General features: G+C 40.9%; 16 protein-coding genes and 1 tRNA gene. 13 read left to right on the top strand and 4 right to left on the bottom strand.

What is annotated here, in order from left to right; translation table 11 throughout:
- The first annotated feature begins 51 nt into the window (after nt 1–51).
- Entirely contained in the window at nt 52–969 is a 918-nt protein-coding gene (locus JWG45_RS18265) for an LA_3696 family protein (protein WP_332476751.1), read from the top strand.
- Nucleotides 970–1,158: 189 nt separating this feature from the next.
- Here the strand turns inward: JWG45_RS18265 and JWG45_RS18260 are convergent.
- Nucleotides 1,159–1,242 (bottom strand) — tRNA-Leu (locus JWG45_RS18260).
- A gap of 117 nt (nt 1,243–1,359) precedes the next feature.
- Between JWG45_RS18260 and hisB the strand changes: the two genes are divergently transcribed.
- The 7 genes from hisB (at nt 1,360) to JWG45_RS18225 (ending at nt 8,484) form a co-directional block, all read left to right on the top strand.
- Complete coding sequence (gene hisB / locus JWG45_RS18255; RefSeq protein ID WP_408611654.1) at nt 1,360–1,941, top strand: imidazoleglycerol-phosphate dehydratase HisB; 582 nt, start codon at nt 1,360–1,362, stop codon at nt 1,939–1,941.
- Complete coding sequence (gene hisH / locus JWG45_RS18250; RefSeq protein ID WP_205281056.1) at nt 1,938–2,570, top strand: imidazole glycerol phosphate synthase subunit HisH; 633 nt, start codon at nt 1,938–1,940, stop codon at nt 2,568–2,570. Before hisB ends, hisH begins: the two co-directional genes overlap by 4 nt.
- Entirely contained in the window at nt 2,567–3,292 is a 726-nt protein-coding gene (hisA, locus tag JWG45_RS18245; protein ID WP_205281055.1) for a 1-(5-phosphoribosyl)-5-[(5-phosphoribosylamino)methylideneamino]imidazole-4-carboxamide isomerase, read from the top strand. The genes hisH and hisA overlap by 4 nt, the downstream gene beginning before the upstream one ends.
- A gap of 93 nt (nt 3,293–3,385) precedes the next feature.
- The gene (locus JWG45_RS18240) at nt 3,386–4,606 is read left to right on the top strand and encodes a vitamin K epoxide reductase/DsbA family protein (protein WP_205281054.1); all 1,221 of its coding nucleotides are present in this window, start codon (nt 3,386–3,388) and stop codon (nt 4,604–4,606) included.
- 16 nt (nt 4,607–4,622) lie between these two features.
- Nucleotides 4,623–5,147: a zinc ribbon domain-containing protein gene (locus JWG45_RS18235; protein WP_205281053.1), complete on the top strand. Its 525-nt coding sequence runs from the start codon at nt 4,623–4,625 to the stop codon at nt 5,145–5,147.
- A gap of 6 nt (nt 5,148–5,153) precedes the next feature.
- Complete coding sequence (locus JWG45_RS18230; RefSeq protein ID WP_205281052.1) at nt 5,154–6,566, top strand: PP2C family protein-serine/threonine phosphatase; 1,413 nt, start codon at nt 5,154–5,156, stop codon at nt 6,564–6,566.
- Between the two features lie 100 nt (nt 6,567–6,666).
- Entirely contained in the window at nt 6,667–8,484 is a 1,818-nt protein-coding gene (locus JWG45_RS18225) for a DUF885 domain-containing protein (RefSeq protein ID WP_205281051.1), read from the top strand.
- 7 nt (nt 8,485–8,491) lie between these two features.
- Here the strand turns inward: JWG45_RS18225 and thiD are convergent, their stop codons facing one another.
- From thiD to JWG45_RS18210, 3 genes are read right to left on the bottom strand one after another with little or no spacing between them, the layout of a single operon-like run.
- On the bottom strand, nt 8,492–9,301 hold the full coding sequence (gene thiD / locus JWG45_RS18220) for a bifunctional hydroxymethylpyrimidine kinase/phosphomethylpyrimidine kinase (protein WP_205281050.1): 810 nt from the start codon (nt 9,299–9,301) through the stop codon (nt 8,492–8,494).
- 47 nt (nt 9,302–9,348) lie between these two features.
- Entirely contained in the window at nt 9,349–9,723 is a 375-nt protein-coding gene (locus JWG45_RS18215; RefSeq protein ID WP_205281049.1) for an MGMT family protein, read from the bottom strand.
- Between the two features lie 38 nt (nt 9,724–9,761).
- Nucleotides 9,762–11,561: a sensor histidine kinase gene (locus JWG45_RS18210; RefSeq protein WP_205281048.1), complete on the bottom strand. Its 1,800-nt coding sequence runs from the start codon at nt 11,559–11,561 to the stop codon at nt 9,762–9,764.
- Nucleotides 11,562–11,579: 18 nt separating this feature from the next.
- On the opposite strand from JWG45_RS18210, the gene rsgA reads away from it, so the two are divergent.
- The 5 genes from rsgA (at nt 11,580) to JWG45_RS18185 (ending at nt 20,271) form a co-directional block, all read left to right on the top strand.
- On the top strand, nt 11,580–12,536 hold the full coding sequence (gene rsgA / locus JWG45_RS18205) for a ribosome small subunit-dependent GTPase A (RefSeq protein ID WP_205281047.1): 957 nt from the start codon (nt 11,580–11,582) through the stop codon (nt 12,534–12,536).
- A complete protein-coding gene (locus JWG45_RS18200) occupies nt 12,533–13,843 on the top strand; it encodes a hypothetical protein (protein WP_205281046.1) in 1,311 nt (436 codons plus the stop codon). Before rsgA ends, JWG45_RS18200 begins: the two co-directional genes overlap by 4 nt.
- Before the next feature lie 131 nt (nt 13,844–13,974).
- Nucleotides 13,975–14,904 carry a FecR family protein gene (locus tag JWG45_RS18195; protein ID WP_205281045.1) on the top strand — a complete coding sequence of 310 codons (930 nt, stop codon included), beginning with the start codon at nt 13,975–13,977 and terminating at the stop codon, nt 14,902–14,904.
- A 157-nt stretch (nt 14,905–15,061) separates the two neighbouring features.
- Nucleotides 15,062–16,681 (top strand): LIC10124 family lipoprotein, encoded by a 1,620-nt coding sequence (locus JWG45_RS18190; protein ID WP_205281044.1) that lies wholly within the window; start codon nt 15,062–15,064, stop codon nt 16,679–16,681.
- Nucleotides 16,678–20,271: a tetratricopeptide repeat protein gene (locus tag JWG45_RS18185; RefSeq protein WP_205281043.1), complete on the top strand. Its 3,594-nt coding sequence runs from the start codon at nt 16,678–16,680 to the stop codon at nt 20,269–20,271. Before JWG45_RS18190 ends, JWG45_RS18185 begins: the two co-directional genes overlap by 4 nt.

Genomic DNA, 20,271 nt, shown 5'->3' with positions numbered 1-20,271 from the left:
GAAGGAAAAAATGAGCTTGAACTCAAAAGAGAGGAAGGTGCAAATATGGGAATGGATTTGATCCATAGAATTCCACGCAAGTTAGAAGAACTTTTGGGTCCGGAAGGAACGGATCAATTTGTGGTTTTTTTGAACGACGCTTTTATGGCTTCCAAAACATCCACACTCGAGTCGTCCGCAAATCTATTGGAAACGAGCATTCTTTCCGAGAGCAGAAATGTTTTTTTAAGTATAGAAGCATTGAAAACAAGCGTTTCCGCCGAGCTCGAAAAATTGCGCTATGAACTCAACATCGAAGTTACCCATATTCAAGGTGAAATTTCAAATTTTCGCGCTGAGGTAAAGATTGAAATCGCGGAGCTTAGATCTGAACTCAAAACGGATAACGCCAACCTTAGTAAAGAAATTTCAAAACTTAGAGAAGAATTAAGAATCGAAATCGTAGAACTTCGAGCAGAATTAAAACCTGAAATTATAGAATTACGAACGGAGCTAAAGAGTGAAGTTGCGGAAGTAAGGACAGAATTGAAAGAAGAGATTTCCAGTCTTCGAACCGAAATGAAATCTGAGGTTGCGGATTTGAAAACTGAAATTGCCGGAGTAAAATCCGAATTGAAAGATGAGATTTCCATTCTTCGAACCGAATTGAAATCTGAAGTCGCGGATTTGAGAACTGAAATTGCCGGAGTAAAATCCGAATTGAAAGAAGAGATTTCCATTCTTCGAACCGAAATGAAATCTGAAGTCGCGGATTTGAAAACTGAAATTGCCGGAGTAAAATCCGAATTGAAAGATGAGATTTCCATTCTTCGAACCGAAATGAAAATAGAGATCTCGGATGTTCGAATTGAATTACAAAGGTCAATCAGTGATATTCATAAATCGATCGTTCTACAGACTCGTTGGATACTTGGTGGTATGCTGGGAGTTGCAACTCTTTCAGCGGCTATAGGAAAAATAATCAATTAATTAATTTTTGCCGAAGAAGGGACTCGCCCTCTATGCAGCCTCGCGTCGTGCTCGACTTTGCTCCGGGGCGTCTTTCTCGCGTGTTCGTCCATCCATGTACTCACATCGCATTTCTTCGCTCCCTATGGGTCGCTTGAAATGCTCTCGCTCGAAAGCTTCGAGTCCATGTTGAATTGTTAAATTAATTTTTGCCGAAGAAGGGACTCGAACCCCCACGACCTTGCGATCGCTGGCACCTGAAGCCAGTGCGTCTACCAATTCCGCCACTTCGGCGAGGTGGAATGCAGTGAGAAACTGCTCTTACAATCTCGAAAGGCTCGGGTTTTCCGTCATCCATTATTTTGGAATTCATTGACACGGAGGTCGTTCGGATTCTATGATCCAGGTAGAATGAAAGCAGAACGCAAAACCTCTGAGACTGAAATCAAATTGGAGATGAATCTCCACGGAACCGGCAAGTATCAATTTGATACGGAGATTCCTTTTTTCGAGCACATGCTTTCTCATATTTCCAAACACGGTTTGATCGATCTTGATCTCTGGTTGAGAGGAGATATTGAAATCGATTGCCATCACTCCGTGGAAGACACCGCAATTCTCATGGGCAACACCATCCACAAGCAGCTTGGTGATAAGGCGGGCATTTTTAGATACGGACACTTCACTCTTACGATGGATGAGGTGTTGACTACCGTCGCTGTGGACCTTGGAGGTCGTTATTTTTTCAAATATACCGGTCCCGAACTAACGGGAAAGTTCGGAATTTACGACGCAGAGTTATCTTTAGAATTCTTACAAAAACTCGCTCTCAACGCAAAGATGAATCTTCACGTCGTTGTTCACTACGGTGACAACAGACATCATATCCACGAGTCGATCTTCAAGGCTCTTGGAAAGGCCTTGAGAATGGCGATTGCCCAAGATTCTGCGTCGGCAGGAACAATTCCTTCCACAAAGGGAGTTCTTGAGTGATTGCAATTCTGGATTATGGAATGGGAAACATCCATTCTTGCATCAAAGCCGTCTCCCTTTATACAAAAGACTTTATATTTACCAATGATCGTGCTACGATTGAAAACTCGAAAGCGTTGATTCTTCCCGGCGACGGACATTTTGACAAAGCGATGGAGAATCTAAACGCCACTGGTCTGCGAGATACGATTGATAAACACGTCAACGCAGGAAAACCTCTTTTTGGCATTTGTATAGGTTTTCAGATTCTATTTGAATCCTCGGAAGAAATCGCGCAAGATACAAAGAAGGATCAGATCGAAGGTTTAGGTTATATCAAAGGAAAAATTCGAAAATTTCACGGTAAGGATTTTAAAGTTCCTCATATCGGTTGGAATCGTCTTCAGTTTCGTAAGAAGGATAAAAGTATTCTTTTGAAAGGAATTCCGGATCAGTCATTTTTTTATTTTATCCATTCGTATCGGCCTACGGACGCGGAAGGAAACGCGATCACAGGACTCTGCGATTATTATCAGGAAAAATTTCCGGCGGTTGTTGAAAAAAATAACATTTTCGGTACTCAGTTCCATCCCGAAAAATCGCACACTCACGGACTTAAACTTTTGGAGAATTTCATTCAATCTGTATGATCATCATCCCCGCTATCGACTTATTAGATAATTGTGCAGTTCGTTTGTTCAAAGGTAATTACGAGGAAAAGAAAATCTATTCTTCCGAACCTTGGAAACTAGCCGAAGGTTTTAGTAAGAATGGGGCGTCTTTGCTTCATTTGGTCGATCTCAACGGAGCTCGAAATCAAATCGGCATAAACGAACGTTCTATCTTAAAGATCCGAGAAACCACTTCTCTGAAAGTTCAGCTTGGCGGCGGAATCCGAGATAGGGAAAAATTAGAATACTATGATAAAATCGGAATCGATCGTTTTATCATCGGGACCGCAGCAGTGAGCGATCCGGATCTTCTCAAATTTGCGCTTGAGACTTACGGCAAGGATCGAGTCGTAGTTGCCGTGGACGCTCGAGATGGGATCGTAAAAATTGCAGGTTGGGAAAAAGATTCCGGTGTTCATTACCGGGAGCTTATGGAACGTCTTGTAAAAGCCGGAATCGAACACATTGTTTTTACGGACATAGCGCAGGATGGAACTCTAGCCGGGCCAAATTTGGAAGCATACCGCGAAATTCTGAATTCTTTTCCTTTTCAAGTCATTGCGTCTGGGGGAATTTCTTCTCTCAAGGATCTTATGGATCTTTCTTCTCTCGATACCAAAATTCCTCTCTTCGGAGTGATCACAGGGAAGGCGTTATACGAGGGAAAATTAGATCTCGCGGAAGCGATTTCTTCTCTCTAAGAATGGAAACGGAAAAATCCTTCGGATTTTTCTTTTCACTAAAAATGGAACTATACATAAAGGTAAATCGATCTTACAGGATCGGGGAAATTCATGAATCAGTTGTCTAAAAATAAAATTTCGATCATCCTCTCGGCTATAGGTTTGATCCTCTCCTTTCTTCTCATCCAAAAATACTACGGAGATCCTAGTTCCGTGGGAGAAGCCCTTTGTAACGTGATCAGCGAACCCGGTTCCTGTGATAAAGTATCAGAGAGTTCTTTTTCCGCGATTCGTAATGTTCCCGGTTTAGGAGACGTCCCGACTGCGCTTTTCGGTTTTATTTTTTACGGCTTTGTCGGATTTCTTTTCGTTCTTTCGGAAATCAAAAAAGAAACCGCAGAAGCGAACCTTCGTCTAGCGTTTTATGTTTTGCTTTTAGGTTTGGTCGCAGATGCGGGTTTGTTCCTTATTTCGGTCGGAGTGATCAAAGCGTTATGTGGTCTTTGCGCCGCTACTTATGTGGTTACGATTGCACTGATTGTAGTAAATTTTCCAGGGTTTAAATCGATCTCCGACAAATCAATTTCCGCCGTGACAAACGGTCTAAATGGAAATTTTCTAAATCTTCTGATCGTCATTTTATCTTTTTTTGTTCTCGGCCTGTATGGTGGAAGAATTTCGACCAGCGGCGGGAGGCTTGTTTCGGGTTCCGCTTCGGGTGAAAAGGCGATTCCACTTCTTCTAAAAGAATTTGAATCGACTCCTTCGGTTCAGATCGATTTAAAAGAAACTCCGATCGTAGGTGATCCGAACGCGCCGATTACAATCGTGAAATATGCCGATTTCAATTGCGGCCATTGTATGCACACGAGCAAAATTCTTAAATCCTTTCTGACCGAATACGACGGGATCATCAAAGTGGCTTACAAGAATTTTCCTTTGGATGGAAATTGCAATCGACTCGTTGGAAGAAAATCGCCTGAAGCAAGCTCTTGTGTCGCTGCGAGTGCGGCGCTTTGTGCCGATCAGCAAAACAAATTTTATCCGGTTTATACCGGGCTTTACGATGACAATGAAACCGGCGTGATGCATACGGTTGCAACGGTAAGTCGACTTGCCGAAAAGAACGGTCTCAAAATGGATCAATTCCGTTCTTGTATGAGTTCTCCGAAAATCAGAGATCAGATCAATCGAGAAGTCGACGAAGCTGAAAAATTAAAAATCAATTCCACTCCGACTTTGTTTATCAACAATAAGCCTCTTCCAAAAAGTGGAACTCCGGATGTGGATTTTTTGCGTCAATTGATCAATCAACTCATCAGCCAGAGCTGATCGATTTTCGGAAATAATGGAGACGGAGAAACGATTCTGCAGGAATTGCGGAACCCACATTTTAGCAGAGTCGATACAATGTGTTTTCTGCGGATCGTTTCAATCGAGAGAAGGGATTCCGCTCTTACGTTTTCTTTCTGAAAGTAAGTTTTTTAGAATCAAAATCCTTTATCCCGGAGTTCCGATTTTCGGATTTTTACTTTTGATTTCGACTTTCGTTTTTTGGAGAAACGTCCTTCCTCTTTCTTTGTCGATTTTATTCTTTTTTTGGTCCTTGATTTTTTCAGTTTCGGGTTGGATTGGCGAATTGATCCTGGATTTGAAATTCCGCGGAGACGTTAAGGATTTTCGAGAAGGTTTTATCGAATGGCAGAAACATCTCTATGATCGGTCTCCTTATCTTTCTTACCTAGGAATGATTTTGTTTGTCGCAACACCCTTGATTCAATGGCAGAATTCTCTTTGGTTTTCGTTGGTGTCCGCTAGCATTTGGACGGCATTGGTTTCGTTTATTTTTCTAGTCATCGTTCCCTTGATTTAGAAATTTATGAATTTCTTCCATCTCAAAAGAACCTTTAAACTTCCGGTAACTCTCAACTGGATTTTAGGAGGAGGATTTGTCTCCGTCCTATTTTCTATTTTAAAGTTTTCTAATACGGAAGGTTTGGAAAAAGTCTCCTACAGCGAATTGATTCTATTCTTAGTCGTAAATGCTGTCACCGCAATTCCCTTAAATTATCAGTTGGCAAACGGTCGTTGGAATCTTCAAAAATGGATGAAGATTTCGTTTTACGTTTGGCATATCCCGATGCTTCTTTTTAACGCCTGGCTCATGGTTCAAGTCCCTGACTTTATGGTAGTAATGCTTACGGCTCTTTATGCGAGTTATCTCGCTCCTTTTGGAATGATGGAACGGCGTTATTTTATTCTTGGTGCTTTGATTTATTCGTTTTCTTTGTTCCTCTTTTATTTTACAGGAATTGCAGGAACGTCTCCGATTCGTCTCAGCGACCGAACCCTCGTCATATTCTTTTTTATCTTCGTTTTAACGATTCTTCTCTATTTTTATTGGATGAGTATCGCATCGGGTTTCTTAAAGTCCCAAAGTTCGAAGGTTCAAAAACTTCTACGATCGTCCCGAAAAGATAAACGCAAACTTTCCGAAGAAAGAAAGACGATCGAAGAATTGATGGCACAGTTAAATAAGTCCTTCCAAATCATCAAAAAGGATCTGTTAACGGCCAAAAGAATTCAGAAGATTATGCTTCCTTCCGGTTTCGAACATTATTCCGACTTGGACATTCGCGCGGAATACATTCCTAGAGACGAGGTCGGCGGGGATTTTTACGATATCACTCGTATCAATGAAGGAGTTTATCGTCTCTTTTTGGCGGACGCAACCGGACATGGAGTTCAAGGCGCCTTGATCACGATGGCGATTAAAGTCGGATACGAATTCTTAAAAAACTCCGGAAAACGTCCCGGTGAAATATTAGAAATTTTGAATTCAGAGTTTATCGAAAAATTCAAATCTTTAAATCTTTATTATACCTGTATACTTGTTGATCTTGATCTAAACAAAGGTGTTCTGCGCTATTCTTCCGCAGGTCATCCGGAACAAGTTTTGATACAAAATTCCGAATTTCTCACACTACCGAACACTGGAAGAATGATAGGACTTTCTCCGGCATCGATCTATAAGGATAAAATTCTAAAAATTCATTCGGAGGATCGACTTTTACTTTTTTCGGACGGTCTTTTCGAAGAACCGAATCTCAACAAAGAGTTCTACGGTGAAAAACGACTTTATAATGTATTGAATAAGGAGAAGGGAAAATCCTCCCGTGAGCTCGTTGATAGCATTTTGAACGATTTGGCAACGTTTACAAACGGGAATGTTTATCAGGATGACTTGACCGTTATTTCCTTGCGAATTTCCAAGGTTCCTTCGGCGGGATAAACGATTGCATTCCGTATTGAATCCGTAATTTTACCGAAATCGATTTCATTTTCAAAAATAGAATTTTCATTCTTTAGTAGATTTTGTATTTTGTCCCACTATGGTCAGTATTACGGCGAGAAAGCGGATTCTTTTCGGTTTTTTATTTTTTGTACTTCTTTGTTTCACCCTTCTTTTACAAACCATATTCTTTAAACCGATTACGCTCGGTCTTTTTTACGAAAAAGTTTTTTGGGAATCCGTTTTAGACGATCCGGAATATCTTACATCTCTCGGTGTCCTCAATAATCTCGGAATCAACGGTTATCAAAAGAGACTTACGGATATATCGATCGAAAAGCAAAAACAGGATTTGGAAAAAGCGAAGAAAAATTTAGAAACTCTTCTTTCCTATGGAAAGGACGGATTGGCGGATCAAGAACTGCTTTCTTTCGAAATTTTAGAATGGTCCCTTCGTCTTCGGATTGCGGGTGAAAGATTTTTATTTCACGATTATCCGGCAAATCAGTTATTCGGAGTTCAAAGCCAAGTTCCGACTTTTTTAGTCACTCAACATCCGTTAAAATCATCCAATGACGTGGAGAATTACGTTTTTCGACTCGGAGCCGTTCCGAAAAAAATCGATCAGTTGATAGCAGGAATTTTACTTAGAGATCAGAATCGGATTCTTCCTCCCGATTTTATTTTAGATCGTTTGATCTCCGAGGTTTCGGATTTTATTTCCGTTCCCGCAAGAGAGAATATTCTCTATGTCGCCTTTGAAAAAAAACTTAGAAAGATAGAATCGATTCCAAAAGAGAAACAGGATTTTTATCTGATTCAAGTTCAAAATTCTATCGTCACTCAGATATATCCGGCATATTCAAAATTACTTAACTTGTTCAATGAACAGAAAAAACACTCCGATTCGAAGGCCGGCGTTTGGAAACTTCCGGACGGAGATCAATACTATTCCCACGAGTTAAAAAAACATACTACGACGGACTTGAGCCCCGAAGAGATTCATAATATCGGTCTTTCCGAAGTATCACGAATTCAGACCGAGATGAAGAGAATTTTAAAAGGACTCGGGAAAAATCAACCGATCCCTGCGGCAATGTCCGCACTTCGAAAGGATCCCCGATTCTTATTTCCGGATACTGAGGATGGAAAAATTCAGGCTTTAGAAGAATATAAGAATATTCTAAAGGATGGCGAGGAAAAGACAAAAGCTCTTTTTTTAAAAATGCCGGAAGGAAAAGTCGAAGTGGAAAGAATTCCCGTTTTTAAAGAAAAGACCGCTCCAGGCGCTTATTATGACGAACCCGCTCTGGACGGTTCCAGGCCGGGAATTTTTTACGCGAATCTCAGAGATACGAAAGAAATTCCTAAATTCGGTATGAGAACCCTTACTTATCACGAAACGATTCCCGGTCATCATTTGCAGATCGCCATTATGCAGGAACTAAAAGGCCTTCCCCGTTTTAGAAATACGATTACGTTTACTGCCTATGTCGAAGGTTGGGCCTTGTATGCCGAACGTTTGGCAAAGGATTATCATTTTTTTCAGGATCCTTATTCCGATTTAGGAAGACTACAAGCCGAACTCTTTCGAGCTGTTCGTTTAGTGGTAGATACCGGATTGCACTATAAACGCTGGACTCGAGAAGAAGCGATTTCTTACATGATGGAAAATACGGGAATGCCGCCGAAGGATGTTACCGCGGAAATCGAAAGATACATCGTTTATCCCGGTCAGGCTTGTTCATACAAACTGGGGATGTTGAAAATTTTAGAACTCAGAGAAAAGGTTCGAGAAAATAAAAAGGAACAGTTCGATATCCGCGAATTCCATTCAGTCGTTTTGAATAGCGGCTCTTTACCTCTTACCATTCTCGAGAATCTGGTGAACGAAAAATTGTTAAATGGAAAAAAATAATCCGAAATCAGATTTCAATCACCGGAGTATGATTTAGGGTTTTATCTTTTCCAGCCGTATAAGCCTGTTCGATTGCTGAGTGAAGATACTCTTTTGCCTTACGAATCGCGTCTACGAGAGAATCGCCTAACGCCAAATAAGAGGTAATCGCCGAAGAATAAGTGCATCCGGTTCCATGAGGATAGAACCCGCTTATAAATGGTTTTTCAAAGTATGAAATTTCATTTCCGTCATAGAGAATATCCAGAGCGATTTTCTCGTTTTGGATATGCCCGCCTTTTAAAAGAACTGGAACTCTAAATCTTTCGAAAATTTCTTTGGCAAGATCGGGCATTTCAGAACTACTTTTGATTTTTTTTCCGGAAAGAATTTCCGCTTCGTCCAAGTTCGGAGTGATGAGTTCGGCGATCGGAATCAACAGATTCAATAAAGCATCGATTGCGGAGTCTTGTAAAAGTTTTGCTCCGCTTGTTGCGACCATGACCGGATCGATCACCAAAGAAAACGATTCCTTCCCTTTCCGGCTCGTTAAAAGAGAATGGGTTCGTTCCATAATTGCGGTCGAAAACAACATTCCCGTTTTGATTGACCTTACCGGAAAATAATTCATTACCGCGAGAATTTGTTTTTCTAAAAAGTCCGCGTCCACTTCTAAAATTCCCGTAACTCCGGATGGATTTTGAGCGGTTAAACAAGTGATTGCGGATGTCCCAAACGTTCCGAGAGCGGTGAACGTTTTGAGATCGGCTTGGATTCCGGCGCCGCCCCCGGAGTCGGATCCGGCGATCGTAAGAGTGACTGGTTTGTTTTTGCTCATGAATGATTTCTAAGATAAGTTCGCAAAGCTTCGAAAACGGGGAAACCTTATTTTCTATTTTTACGCGGAGTCGGGTTTTGAATTAAGTTCGGCCATCCAAAAACATCGAGGTCCACGGTTTCGCTAACACTGAATTTTATACCTTCGTCCTCCAACATTTTTTTTTGAAGAATCGAACGGCCCGTATCTCCTCGAAACGAAATTTTTCCCTGACTATTGATGACTCTTTGCCAAGGCACCTTTTGTTCCTGACTTTTGGAAAGCGCGTTGAGCGCGTAGCCCACCGCACGAGACGCTCTCGGTTTCCCCAGAAGGGCGGCGATCCTTCCGTAAGAAGTGACTTTTCCTTTGGGAATTTTCTTTACCAATGTGTAAACTTCCTTAAAAAATGAAGTTTCTTGAATGTCTTTTTCTTTCTTCACGTTATGTGCTTTTGAATTCGATGGTTACAATAATTCTATCATGAGACAAGCTCCGGGTTCACGGGCAATTCTACTCGGAACGTTGTTTTTCCGGGGACTGAAGTTAAGGTTATTTTTCCTTTGTGTTTTTCTACGATTCCTTTGACGATTCCCAGGCCGAGTCCGGTTCCTTCTCCTTGATCTTTTGTGGTAAAAAACGGATCCCAAATTCGATCTTGAATCTTAGAAGGAATTCCAGGACCGTTGTCTTCGATTTGAACGACAACCGAATCACCGGTCTGAAACACTGAAATTTCGATTCTTCCGTTCCCTTTGAGGGCTTGTACGGCATTCTGAATCAGATTAGTCCAAACCTGATTCAACTCATCCGGGTTACAGACGACCATAGGAATTTCCGAAAAATTCCGAACGATTTCGATTCCGTATTTAACCTGGTTATGAAGGATGACTAACGTAGTTTCCAAACCTTCGACTATATTTGCGGGGGATAAAGTTTTGGATTGATCCAAGTGAGAATAGGACTTCAGAGCCTTTACGATCCGAACTACGTTTCGAATTGCGTACCGAATATTCTTGATGTTTCGGTTGATATGAGTCGCGTTTTTAAGCATCAAATAACCCCGGTCGTCGTCTCCCATAATCACTTTATAAATATATTTCCTTTCATCTCCGATCTGATTTTCGATGATAAAGTTGGAAAGTTCAGCGGAAATCGCCTCGCTGAAATGCATTCGTTTCATTTCTTCACGAAGCTGATTTTTTAAACGAAACTTTTCTCGGGAGTCCAATTCGGATCTTTTTTTATCTCTTAAAAGATGAAGAAGCGCCAATTCAAAATTCTTTCTCAGAATTTTATTTTCCGCCAAAAGGACGATGTCAAAAATATTCCTTACGAGATAATTCATGTTCTGGTCTAGATTGTCCGCGGCCCCGTTGATCACACCCGCGGGGGTGTTGATCTCGTGCGCGATTCCCGCGACCATAATTCCCAGCGAAGCCATTTTTTCCGACATGATCAATTGTGATTGTGCATTCTCCAACTCTCTCGTTCTGATTCGAACTTTTTCTTCTAGTGTTTCCGTCAACTCGATCAGACGTTCGTAAAAGATCGCATTGGAAAGAGACATTACCGAAACGGAACGAATCTCGTTTAGTTTTTCGATTTCCGAAGACGTGTATTTTTTTCGATTTTTTCTTTCCCCTAAAACGATCATTCCTAATAAACTTTTATTCAAGATCAAAGGAACAACAAGCTCAGCTTGCGTTGTGGTGAAAAAGATTTCAGCGGACTTTCGAATCTTGTTCAGATACGGATCGGTTTCAAATTCTTTAAAATTGTAAATTTTATCGTTTTCGGTAACCCAAAGTAAAAAAGGATCGAAGATAAAAAATTGTATTTCACCCGAGTCTGGAAACGGGGCAAATTTTCCCATTTCCTCTTTCCATAAAAAAATCGTGACCTTTTTTGTCGGAATAACCGTCTGAATGAACTTTAAAATTTTCTCACATACAAGTTCTGTGAGATTTGTTGCGATCAGATCGTTCTTGAATTGATCCAATACTGAAAGGTATTTAACGATCTCCACGTTTGAAGACTGAAGAAAAGGAAAAATTCTCCCCAAAAATTTTCCGGAAGTTCTTCTTAAAATTCGAATGGATAAGATATAGACTAAAAATCCAAGAAGCGCTCCAGGGATGAGAGTTAGGAATATTCTAAGAATTTCGAAAGAAAAGAAATGGAATGACTGCAAAATTAGGACGGAGATAAGCTGAAAACCGGCTATCAAAAGAATCAGATATACGATTGGCCCTAAGGCATTGAGGCGACGGATAGGCATAGAAAACGCGTAAGAATCATGTTAGATCAGGATAAATCAGTCAAAGAGTTTTTTATCATTTCTCGTGTTTACGGGGCTTACTATGAAATTTATTCGCCGGAACGAGGCACCGTAAGGGCTTTTCTCAGAGGAAAATTGCGTACGGTCGCCGCAGAAGAACGACATCCTTTTGTAGTAGGCGATCGAATTCTTGCCGAACCTTCTTCCGGTCAAGATTGGGTGATCTCGGAACGACTGGAAAGAAAATCTTTCCTAACAAGAAAAAGTCGGGAAGGCGACACACAGGTGCTTTGTGCAAACGCCGATCAAACAGCGGTTTTGGTTTCTCTCAAATCTCCCGAAACAAAGGACGGATTTATCGATCGTTGTCTCGCGGCGGTTTATACGTCTCGAACAAAACCTCTGGTTTTATTCACAAAATTGGATTTAGTTTCGAAAGAGGAAGCCGAAGTCCGTCTGAAAGTGTATCGAGATCTGGGATATCAGGTCCTTGGAGTTTCCTGTACGACGAGTGAGGGAATTCCCGCATTACAGGAATATCTAAAAGGAAAAACCACATTCTTAGTCGGAAATTCGGGCGTTGGCAAGTCTACTCTACTCAATTTATTGACTCAAAAACAAATCCAAAAGACGTCAGGGATCAGCGTCTCGAAGGATAAGGGAAAACATACGACCACGAATTCTCTTTTGCTCGCGTTGGAAGACGGAACAACTCTGATCGATTCTCCCGGAATCAAAGAATGGGGAATTCTTCACTTAAAAAAAGAGGAAATAATGGAGAGTTTTCCCGAACTCTTGAGTCAAAAAAAGAATTGTGAAGAATCAAATTGTTGCATACTTTCATCCAATTGCGCGATGATTAAAGCATTAGAAAGTGATCGTATTACGTTAGAAAGAAAAAAAAGTCTCGAATCTATGCTTGCAAGCCTTGATAATCCACATAGAGTCACACGGAGAGATAGAATTTCAAAATGAAAGTGACCCATTCCAGTTTAGAATTCGATTCCATCGACGATTTGATCGAATTCACAAAAGAATTTGAAACCGGATCCATGATTCGTTTTCTTTCCCCGATCGAAGACAACTCCGGAAATGTTTTAGTAAAGGAAGAGGTTCAAGTCAAAGAATCAGCGCTCACACGTCTGAGAGATATCAAAGGACAATACAACCCGAAGTTCGACGTTAAGTTAAATAAGGAGCTTTTGGAACAAATCCAGAATATTTTAGCGATTAAAGTTGTAGATCAATTGAAAACTTCTGATATGAAGTTTTTGAAATTCATGTATGAGAATTCCATCTACAATTACAAAGGAATCATTAGAAATTCGTTACATTCCAAAAAAACGGTGCTTACACTTTTAAAAGCCTACAATCAAAATGCGAATTTTTTTAAATACATCAGCGAATTGGGACTTTTATCCTTAGGAATCGTCATGATTCCCGATACGATGAAATTTCGTTTATTGAGAAGATACGCGTTTACGGCGGGAATTCTAATGGATATCCCGAGAATCAACGTGGATCGATACACAAAACTTCCCAGCGAGGACAGCGAGAAAGTTCGCGTCGCAAAGGCATGTTCCGATATATTGCAAAAACTAGATCTTCAAGATTTTATTTATCCTTCGATTGCGAATCACGTTCCTTTGGGAATGACGGATAACCCGGATAAGCCGATCTCGATCGAAAAAACTGGCCAATCTGAAAGTCCTGATGAAAGGTTTTTGGACGATATCCTTTCGAACGACGGGGAAAGCGACAGTAATCAATCGTCTAACCGCGAAGATGCGATTCCTGAGAAGGCTCATGATTTTTTTCAATCTCTGCTTACGGATACACTAAAACTCGCTCGGTATATCTCTAACGTAAGTCACAATGCGAGCGATAAGGATTATGTGATGGAAGAATTGGTTTACTACATTGCATATAACACTTCTAGAAAATACTTCGACGAATTGCTGGCAAATCCGTTGGTTTCGATTTTTAAAGAGTTCGAAACCAACGTAAAACGATTGAGAAAGATTGCAGAAGTAGAAATGAAATGTATGTATCCGCCTTCCGCGTGGGCTTATCCAAAACCGAAATCGAGTCAGGTTCTTTGTAAAAATAAGGTTTGGGATTGTCCGAATATAGTTATGGGTTGGGATATCCATGTAATAACGGCACAAGAAGCTTTTGGATGGGTGGGAACGAGCTTGCCGATCGATAATTATCCAAAATGTAAACTCGAAGAAGAATTGGACGACATTTCCGTCGATCCGGAAAAGCCTAAGAAAAAGTAGTTTTGAAGCCCGTTGTTCCCAATTTTGGTGGAAAATACTTTTATCTATGGTATAACTAAATCTGGTTTCCTGCAATTTTTTCCTTGTAAGTCTGTTAGTAAAAGTGCATCCTTTTGATGTTCGGGGGTAATATGAAACGTTCTCTATTAATAATGATTAGCTACGGCTTTTTGGCCTTGTTGATGGCTTGTAGCACAAATAAATCTTCCGGTAGTGATCAGGTAAAAACTGAATCCGAAACCGCAGTCGCAAGAATCGTATGGGTTTTGGGTGATGTAAAAATTCTTTCCGATGCCGGCGAGAAAAAGGCCGAGTTAGGAGTAACCCTGGGAGCTACGGATCGAGTCGTAACGGGAGCAAACGGCGGCGCGGAAATCATGGTGGCCGATAGCGGTATCATCAAAATGTCCAAGAATTCGGACGTGGAAATTTCCAATCTGATGAGTCCGAATGGGTCCGATACAAACGTTCAAGTGAATTACGGTAAGATCGTGACAATGGTGAAAAAGGGTCAGAAGACTACAGAATTTACCGTTTCTACACCAACGGCTCTTGCCGGTGTGCGTGGAACTTCTTTCCTAACATCCGTGGAAAGTCCTGAAGGGTCCAAAGTCAACTGTGCTAAAGAAAGTTGCACGGTACGTTTTGCGGTCATCGAAGGAAGTATCGCGGTTTCTAAAAAAGGAGAGTCTTCGGAAGTTATTCTCAGCAAGAATCGCGAACTGAGAATCGAGAAGAATCAAAAGCTCACCGACAAGCTAATTCGCTCTCTTCAAAAAGATTCTTTGACGGAAATGAAGGAACTGATCGTTCTTCATAAAAATGAAACTTTTGAATACGGAAAACTTGTGGAAGAATTGAAATCTTCCAGTGAAGAACTTAAGATATTGAGTCAATCTGGTTCGGTGGACGAAGTAAAGGCCGAATTCCAGAAACGGGAAGCCACTCGTAACAACGCAGATGAAGTAACCAAAACTGCAAAAGCCGTAAACGAGACCAAATACGTTCAACAAGATGTACAAAAGGAAAAGTTGAAGTTAAACCCGAAAGAAAGCTTCTAGGTTTTTTGACCTTACCCTGAATTCGGTGCAAAAACCGGGGAAATTTCCCCGGTTTTTTTATTTTTAGTTCATTCCCCGAAAATTACGGATGATCCTGTCCGTGAAATTTTTTATACTGGATTTCTCATTCAACTTGGTGGAAAATAATTGAATTATTATGAAATTTATTTTTAAACCTTTCAGAGTTATAACACTTTCTTTTTCTTTCTTACTGATTCTTATCGATTGTTCCTCGGTTCAAAAAATTGAAAATTTCAATTCGGTTTTGCAAGAGCCAGTGTATAGGGCCTTAAAAGAGGAAGAAATCATTCTTGGAAACAGTTCCGATACGGATTACAAAATTCGAAAAGAAGGAAATCCAACACCGATCTTCGCATTTGGTCCTATCGAAGTTCCTAAAGATATGGATTCAAAACTATCGGCTTTTTTATCGGATGAAGTCCGATTGATTTGGGCGAAAGTAAAAGGAAAACAAGTTCGTTTTTCGGATGAGATTTGGAAGAATTCAGCTCAGTTGACCGAAGAATTGAAGAAACAAAAGGTCGACGCGGTCGTTCGAACGGAAATCCGAGAGTCCGGTGGAAAATGGATTGTAAGTCAAAAAATTACGGATCCGGTGAAAGAAATCGTCTATGGAAACGTGAGCGGTTCCTTTCAACCTCCTATGGTACAAACGGAAACTCCGGTCAATCAGGTATTCTACTTAAAACACGGTTCCGGAGTTCTTGCCTTGGATCCGAAATCTTCTCTCGTACCAATTTGGGAAAAATCGCTGAGTTCGGGAGAAATCGATTCAATTCTAAAAAAATCCGTCCAAGGTTATTTGTCCTTCAGCGCGTCTTCCGCCGATACTGAGGTTTTATTCCAGGGAGAGAAGATTGGAATCGCTTCTTTCCGAAACTACCCGCTTCCGGAAGGTCTACAGCAGATTCAGATTACTCGACCAGGCCAGAAAGATATTCATAAATCCATTCAAATCCGTTCGGGTCAAACCGTTACCATTTATCAAGAATGGAAAGAAGACCGAACCTTGGGCGGTCTTCGTATATTAAGTTTTCCCGAAGCTTTGCAAGTTGCACTGGATGGATTTCGCGCAGGAGAAACTCCTTTTTATCGAAGCAATTTGAGTCCGGGCGCTCTCCAATTGGAATTGGTCCGTGATACCGAAAACGGGCCGCTTGTCTATTATGAAGGTCAGTTGGTCGTCGATGCGGATAAGATTACGGAAATCGCGCTTCCTTATAAAACCGGGAATTTAGTTTCCGAACCGGAGTTTTGGAAATTATCGGGTGAAAAAGGATTCCAAGCGATTTCGGGAAATACATTAGATTTTAAGAATGTTTCTGCTTTGCCTCCAGGTTGGTTCGGAGTTTTTTCGACTCCGTTCGTCCCGGAAAATCTTGAAATTCGCGGAATCATTCCTATCACTGCGGAAGTCGATTCGGGGATCGCTGCGATTTCTTTTCATACCGCCAAAAAAACGGTAAGTTTGGAATATGAAAAAGAAAGACTGAGTCTTTATTCTTTTCCTTCCACAGGAACGAATATCGGAACCTATAGATTCAAAAAGGAAGAAAAAGAAGAAGGGCGTCCGTTTCGAATCGTAACCGATACGAAAGAAGGAAAGATTCGTCTTTATCTTGGTTATTCCAAAGTATTGGAAGATACGATCGAATCTTCCGGAGTCTGGAGAATTTCGATTCTTACTCGAGGTGAAAAATTTTCGAAACGATCTCCGTTAAAAAATCTTCAGATAGAATACAAGGGTTATAAATGAAAGGTTTTAATTTTATGAAAAGTAATCTTATATCGATCCTCATTTTCGCATTGATTGGCGGACAATTTTTTATCAATTGTTCGAGTAAGGATTTTAGAAAGTCCCAAACTCAAGACGGAGTTTTGGAAAAGGACGCGGCGACTCGCGAAAAGCTGAAAAGGGTTTCTAAAATTCTAAACGATGGAAATTCTTTTTTCCAAAAAGGAAACTTCGAAAAGTCTTTGGAAAAGGCAAATCTTGCCATCAACACTTTTCCAACCGCTCCCGGTTACTACTTAGCTGGAATTTCCGAATACAAACTCGGTAAAAATCAGGAAGCTCTTCTTTCTTTGAAAAAAGGAACGGAAGTGGATCCTGAAAACGAACAAATTCTTCTTACGTTAGGCATCATTTATACTGCGGAAGGAAAAAATGAAAGTGCGATCGAGGTTTATGCGAAACTGGAAACACTTCCCGTAAAAGATAAATATAATTATTCGTTTAAAAAAGCGGTTCTTTTAAAGAATCAAAACAAGTTTGAAGAAGCTTATTCTACTCTGAAAAAAATTCCTGCGAAAGATTTTTCTTTTCCGGCTCAGTTGAATATGCAACTCGGAGACGCGGCTGTTCAGTTAAAAAAATACGAAGAGGCGGAAGCCTACTTTGAAGAAGCAAGAAAGAACGATCCTGAATTACTTTCTGCCAAAAAATCTGCTTCTGTCACCCGTGTTGCTTCCGCATTAGAAAGCGGAAATCAAGCGATGCGTCGCAAGAATTATAAGGAAGCGGCCGGTCATTTTCAGACAGCGGTTCAAAACGATCCCAAGAATCCGGCTCCATATATCTTCCTCGGAAATTCTAAAATTTTATTAGGAGAATTTGAATCGGCCCTCAAAGCATTTGAAACTTCTCTTTCTCTTAAATCCGATTATCCAGAAGCCATTTCCGGAATCGCGGCCGTTCATTACAAGGCTGGAAACTTTCGGAAGTCGGTCGCAGTTCTGGAGAAAGCAACGACTCTTTTTCCGAACAACGCGATCTTTCAGAACCAGATGGGTTTGAACATGAAAGGTCTGGGGGAACCCGCGAAAGCCCTTGTATATTTTACAAGAGCGCAGGAATTGGATCCCTCATTTGCGGAACCGATTACGAATTTAGTATTCCTTTTGATCGCTGAAAACCGTTATAAGGCCGCGAGAAAAGAAGCTGATTCTTTAAAGTCGGAAGCAGAGAAAAAACAGATCATTGCTTTTATCGACGTTTCCGAGCAAATTTATGAAGGTGATAGACATCTCAGAAAGGGCGATACAAAGGGAGCTAAGGTTTTTTATGAAAAAGCGAAGAAGGCTTCTTCCGAAGAACCTTCCGTCTACAACGCTTTTGGGCGTTTGTATTTTATCTCCGGAGAATCGAAGTTCTCGGAGGAAAATTTTAAAAAGGCGCTTTCGATCGATAAACAAAATATCCCCGCGATCCAAGGTTTGATCCGCCTTTATTCCTCGCAAAAAAATCAGAGTCTTGTAAATCAATATACAAAAGAACTCGAAACTCTTACCAGCAACGATCCGTCGGCGGCAATCGTTTTGGGAAGAACCTACGAGGATAAAAAAGAATACGATAAGGCCGAATCGGTTTATAAGAATCTTCAAAAAAAATTTCCGAACAACGAAGCTGTGAACTTTCGTTTGGCGATGTTGTATTACAAAATCGCCCTGGAAGAAAACGAAAAAAGCAATCATGATTCCGCCCTGAACTGGATCGGAAAAGCCGAAAAGTTATCGAAGGATATTCCTGAGATCGCAGAAACTCGCAAAACTATCCAGGAGAACCAAAAGTTTGCGACCGTAATTCCGACCATTCAAAAAGCTAACAGACTTTTCGATACTGCACATTATGAAAAGGCGATTCCTCTTTATCAGGAAGCGTTTCAAAAAACCGGAAAGTTGACTCTTTATGTTAAAATTGCCGAATGTTATCTCGGACTTGGAAACGAGGAAAAGGGAATTTCTATGCTCGAAAATCCTCCTCAAGGAACGAGAAACTTGCAAAGCCGCGAAGCGATTTATGCTTTCTTGTTGAGGAAGGGAGAAATCGACAAAGCGGAAGAAGGATTCAAAGAAATTCTCTCGAAAAAACCTGATTCCTATTATAGCCATTATCAGATGGGAATCATTCATCTTCAGAAAAAAAAATACGAAGCTTCGATCGATTCTTTTGACCGTTCGATTCTACTCAATACGGACTTCGTAGCGGCGAGGATCGGAAAAGGAATTTCAACTTACCACTCGGGAAATAAAAAACTTGCTAAGGAAGAATTTGAAGCCGCGATGCAACAGGATTCGGACAACGAGTTGGCTCCTTACAACATCGGAATCATTCTTTTTAACGATAATCTTTACAACGAAGCGGTGACGATCTTTAAGGATATCATTCAAAAGAATCCGGATTTCCCGGATGCTCATTATGAGCTTTCTTACATCTACTATAAACGCGGAGATTTTGAACCGGCTGAAAAAGAAATTCGCAGGGCTTTGGAACTGGAAAGAAGCGCGAGAAATATTTTTGCGCTCATTCGAATTCTTTCGGAACAAAAAACAAAAACGGCGATCCCCGCGATCAAAAAGGAAATTTTGGATTTAGGAAGGGAGATCGCGGAAAAATTTCCAACTTCGCCTTACGCGACTCAGGCGGAGCGATTGGTAATCGCCGACGACGACAACCCGGTAATCCTTCAATCCTATCAGAGCAGAGGAAAGTTGATCGGGGTTCCTGTTCTCATTAATAATTCCGTAATTCTAAATTACGGAACCAGTGTTGAATCCTTGGATAAGGACAGGGGAATTCGTAATTGGAGAATCCAAACTTCAACACCTTTGAAGTTTATCTTTGCCGATAAACGATTGGTCGGAATTTCAGAAAAAAAACTCGAAATACTAGATCTCAAAACGGGACTCGTTTTAAGAGAAACTAAACTTCCTTCTGGGGAAGTGAGAAAGGCCGCTATTTCCGGTGAAAATATTTTAGTCGAAATCGTTTCTGGAAAAAATTCTAAAATTTACAGCTACTCGGATCAACTCGAACAAAGCGGCTCCGTCGTTTTTGAAGGCGCATTTTGGTCCGGAATTAAATCCGGCACATTATTCGTTGTCGGCAATAAGAGTGGAATCGAAGCGCAAATCTATGATTCTTCTTTGAAGGATTTGAACGCGAAAAAAATCCAGCAAAAAGGAACCGGAGATCTTCGGTATCTCGGAGCTTACGAAACCGGAATCTTTTTTCTCTCCGGTAAAAAAATCGTTTCTCTCGATGAAAATCGCGTTTCGACGATCGATCTTCCGGCGGATTCCGCTTCTCTCTTTGTGGTCCGTTCGCCGTATCTTTGGTTCCATTCGGGAAAAACGATTTATCGAATCGAATCGGATTCTTTGAAATCGGTTTCGTTTAACGTAGAATCTTCCGATATAGAAGGGATTCTTCCGGGTAAAAAAGACGATAGCATTGTACTTTTTAGATCGGGAAAGGCGATTCGGTATGGATTGGATGGAAAGCCGCTCTGGACCTATCCTCTCAAGGACGAAGAGGGAAAGATTTATTCCTTAGTCTATCGCTGA

The sequence above is a fragment of the Leptospira ainlahdjerensis genome (genome assembly GCF_016919175.1).
Lineage (GTDB): Bacteria > Spirochaetota > Leptospiria > Leptospirales > Leptospiraceae > Leptospira > Leptospira ainlahdjerensis.
Note: the sequence above shows the minus strand (reverse complement) of the source record. Positions and strands in the feature narration are given on the sequence as shown.

Coding starts and splice junctions, on each gene's coding strand:
- JWG45_RS18265 (WP_332476751.1), top strand. CDS start 52: ATGGATTTGATCCATAGAATTCCACGCAAGTTAGAAGAACTTTTGGGT.
- hisB (WP_408611654.1), top strand. CDS start 1,360: ATGAAAGCAGAACGCAAAACCTCTGAGACTGAAATCAAATTGGAGATG.
- hisA (WP_205281055.1), top strand. CDS start 2,567: ATGATCATCATCCCCGCTATCGACTTATTAGATAATTGTGCAGTTCGT.
- JWG45_RS18240 (WP_205281054.1), top strand. CDS start 3,386: ATGAATCAGTTGTCTAAAAATAAAATTTCGATCATCCTCTCGGCTATA.
- JWG45_RS18235 (WP_205281053.1), top strand. CDS start 4,623: ATGGAGACGGAGAAACGATTCTGCAGGAATTGCGGAACCCACATTTTA.
- JWG45_RS18230 (WP_205281052.1), top strand. CDS start 5,154: ATGAATTTCTTCCATCTCAAAAGAACCTTTAAACTTCCGGTAACTCTC.
- JWG45_RS18225 (WP_205281051.1), top strand. CDS start 6,667: ATGGTCAGTATTACGGCGAGAAAGCGGATTCTTTTCGGTTTTTTATTT.
- thiD (WP_205281050.1), bottom strand. CDS start 9,301: ATGAGCAAAAACAAACCAGTCACTCTTACGATCGCCGGATCCGACTCC.
- JWG45_RS18210 (WP_205281048.1), bottom strand. CDS start 11,561: ATGCCTATCCGTCGCCTCAATGCCTTAGGGCCAATCGTATATCTGATT.
- rsgA (WP_205281047.1), top strand. CDS start 11,580: ATGTTAGATCAGGATAAATCAGTCAAAGAGTTTTTTATCATTTCTCGT.
- JWG45_RS18200 (WP_205281046.1), top strand. CDS start 12,533: ATGAAAGTGACCCATTCCAGTTTAGAATTCGATTCCATCGACGATTTG.
- JWG45_RS18195 (WP_205281045.1), top strand. CDS start 13,975: ATGAAACGTTCTCTATTAATAATGATTAGCTACGGCTTTTTGGCCTTG.
- JWG45_RS18190 (WP_205281044.1), top strand. CDS start 15,062: ATGAAATTTATTTTTAAACCTTTCAGAGTTATAACACTTTCTTTTTCT.
- JWG45_RS18185 (WP_205281043.1), top strand. CDS start 16,678: ATGAAAGGTTTTAATTTTATGAAAAGTAATCTTATATCGATCCTCATT.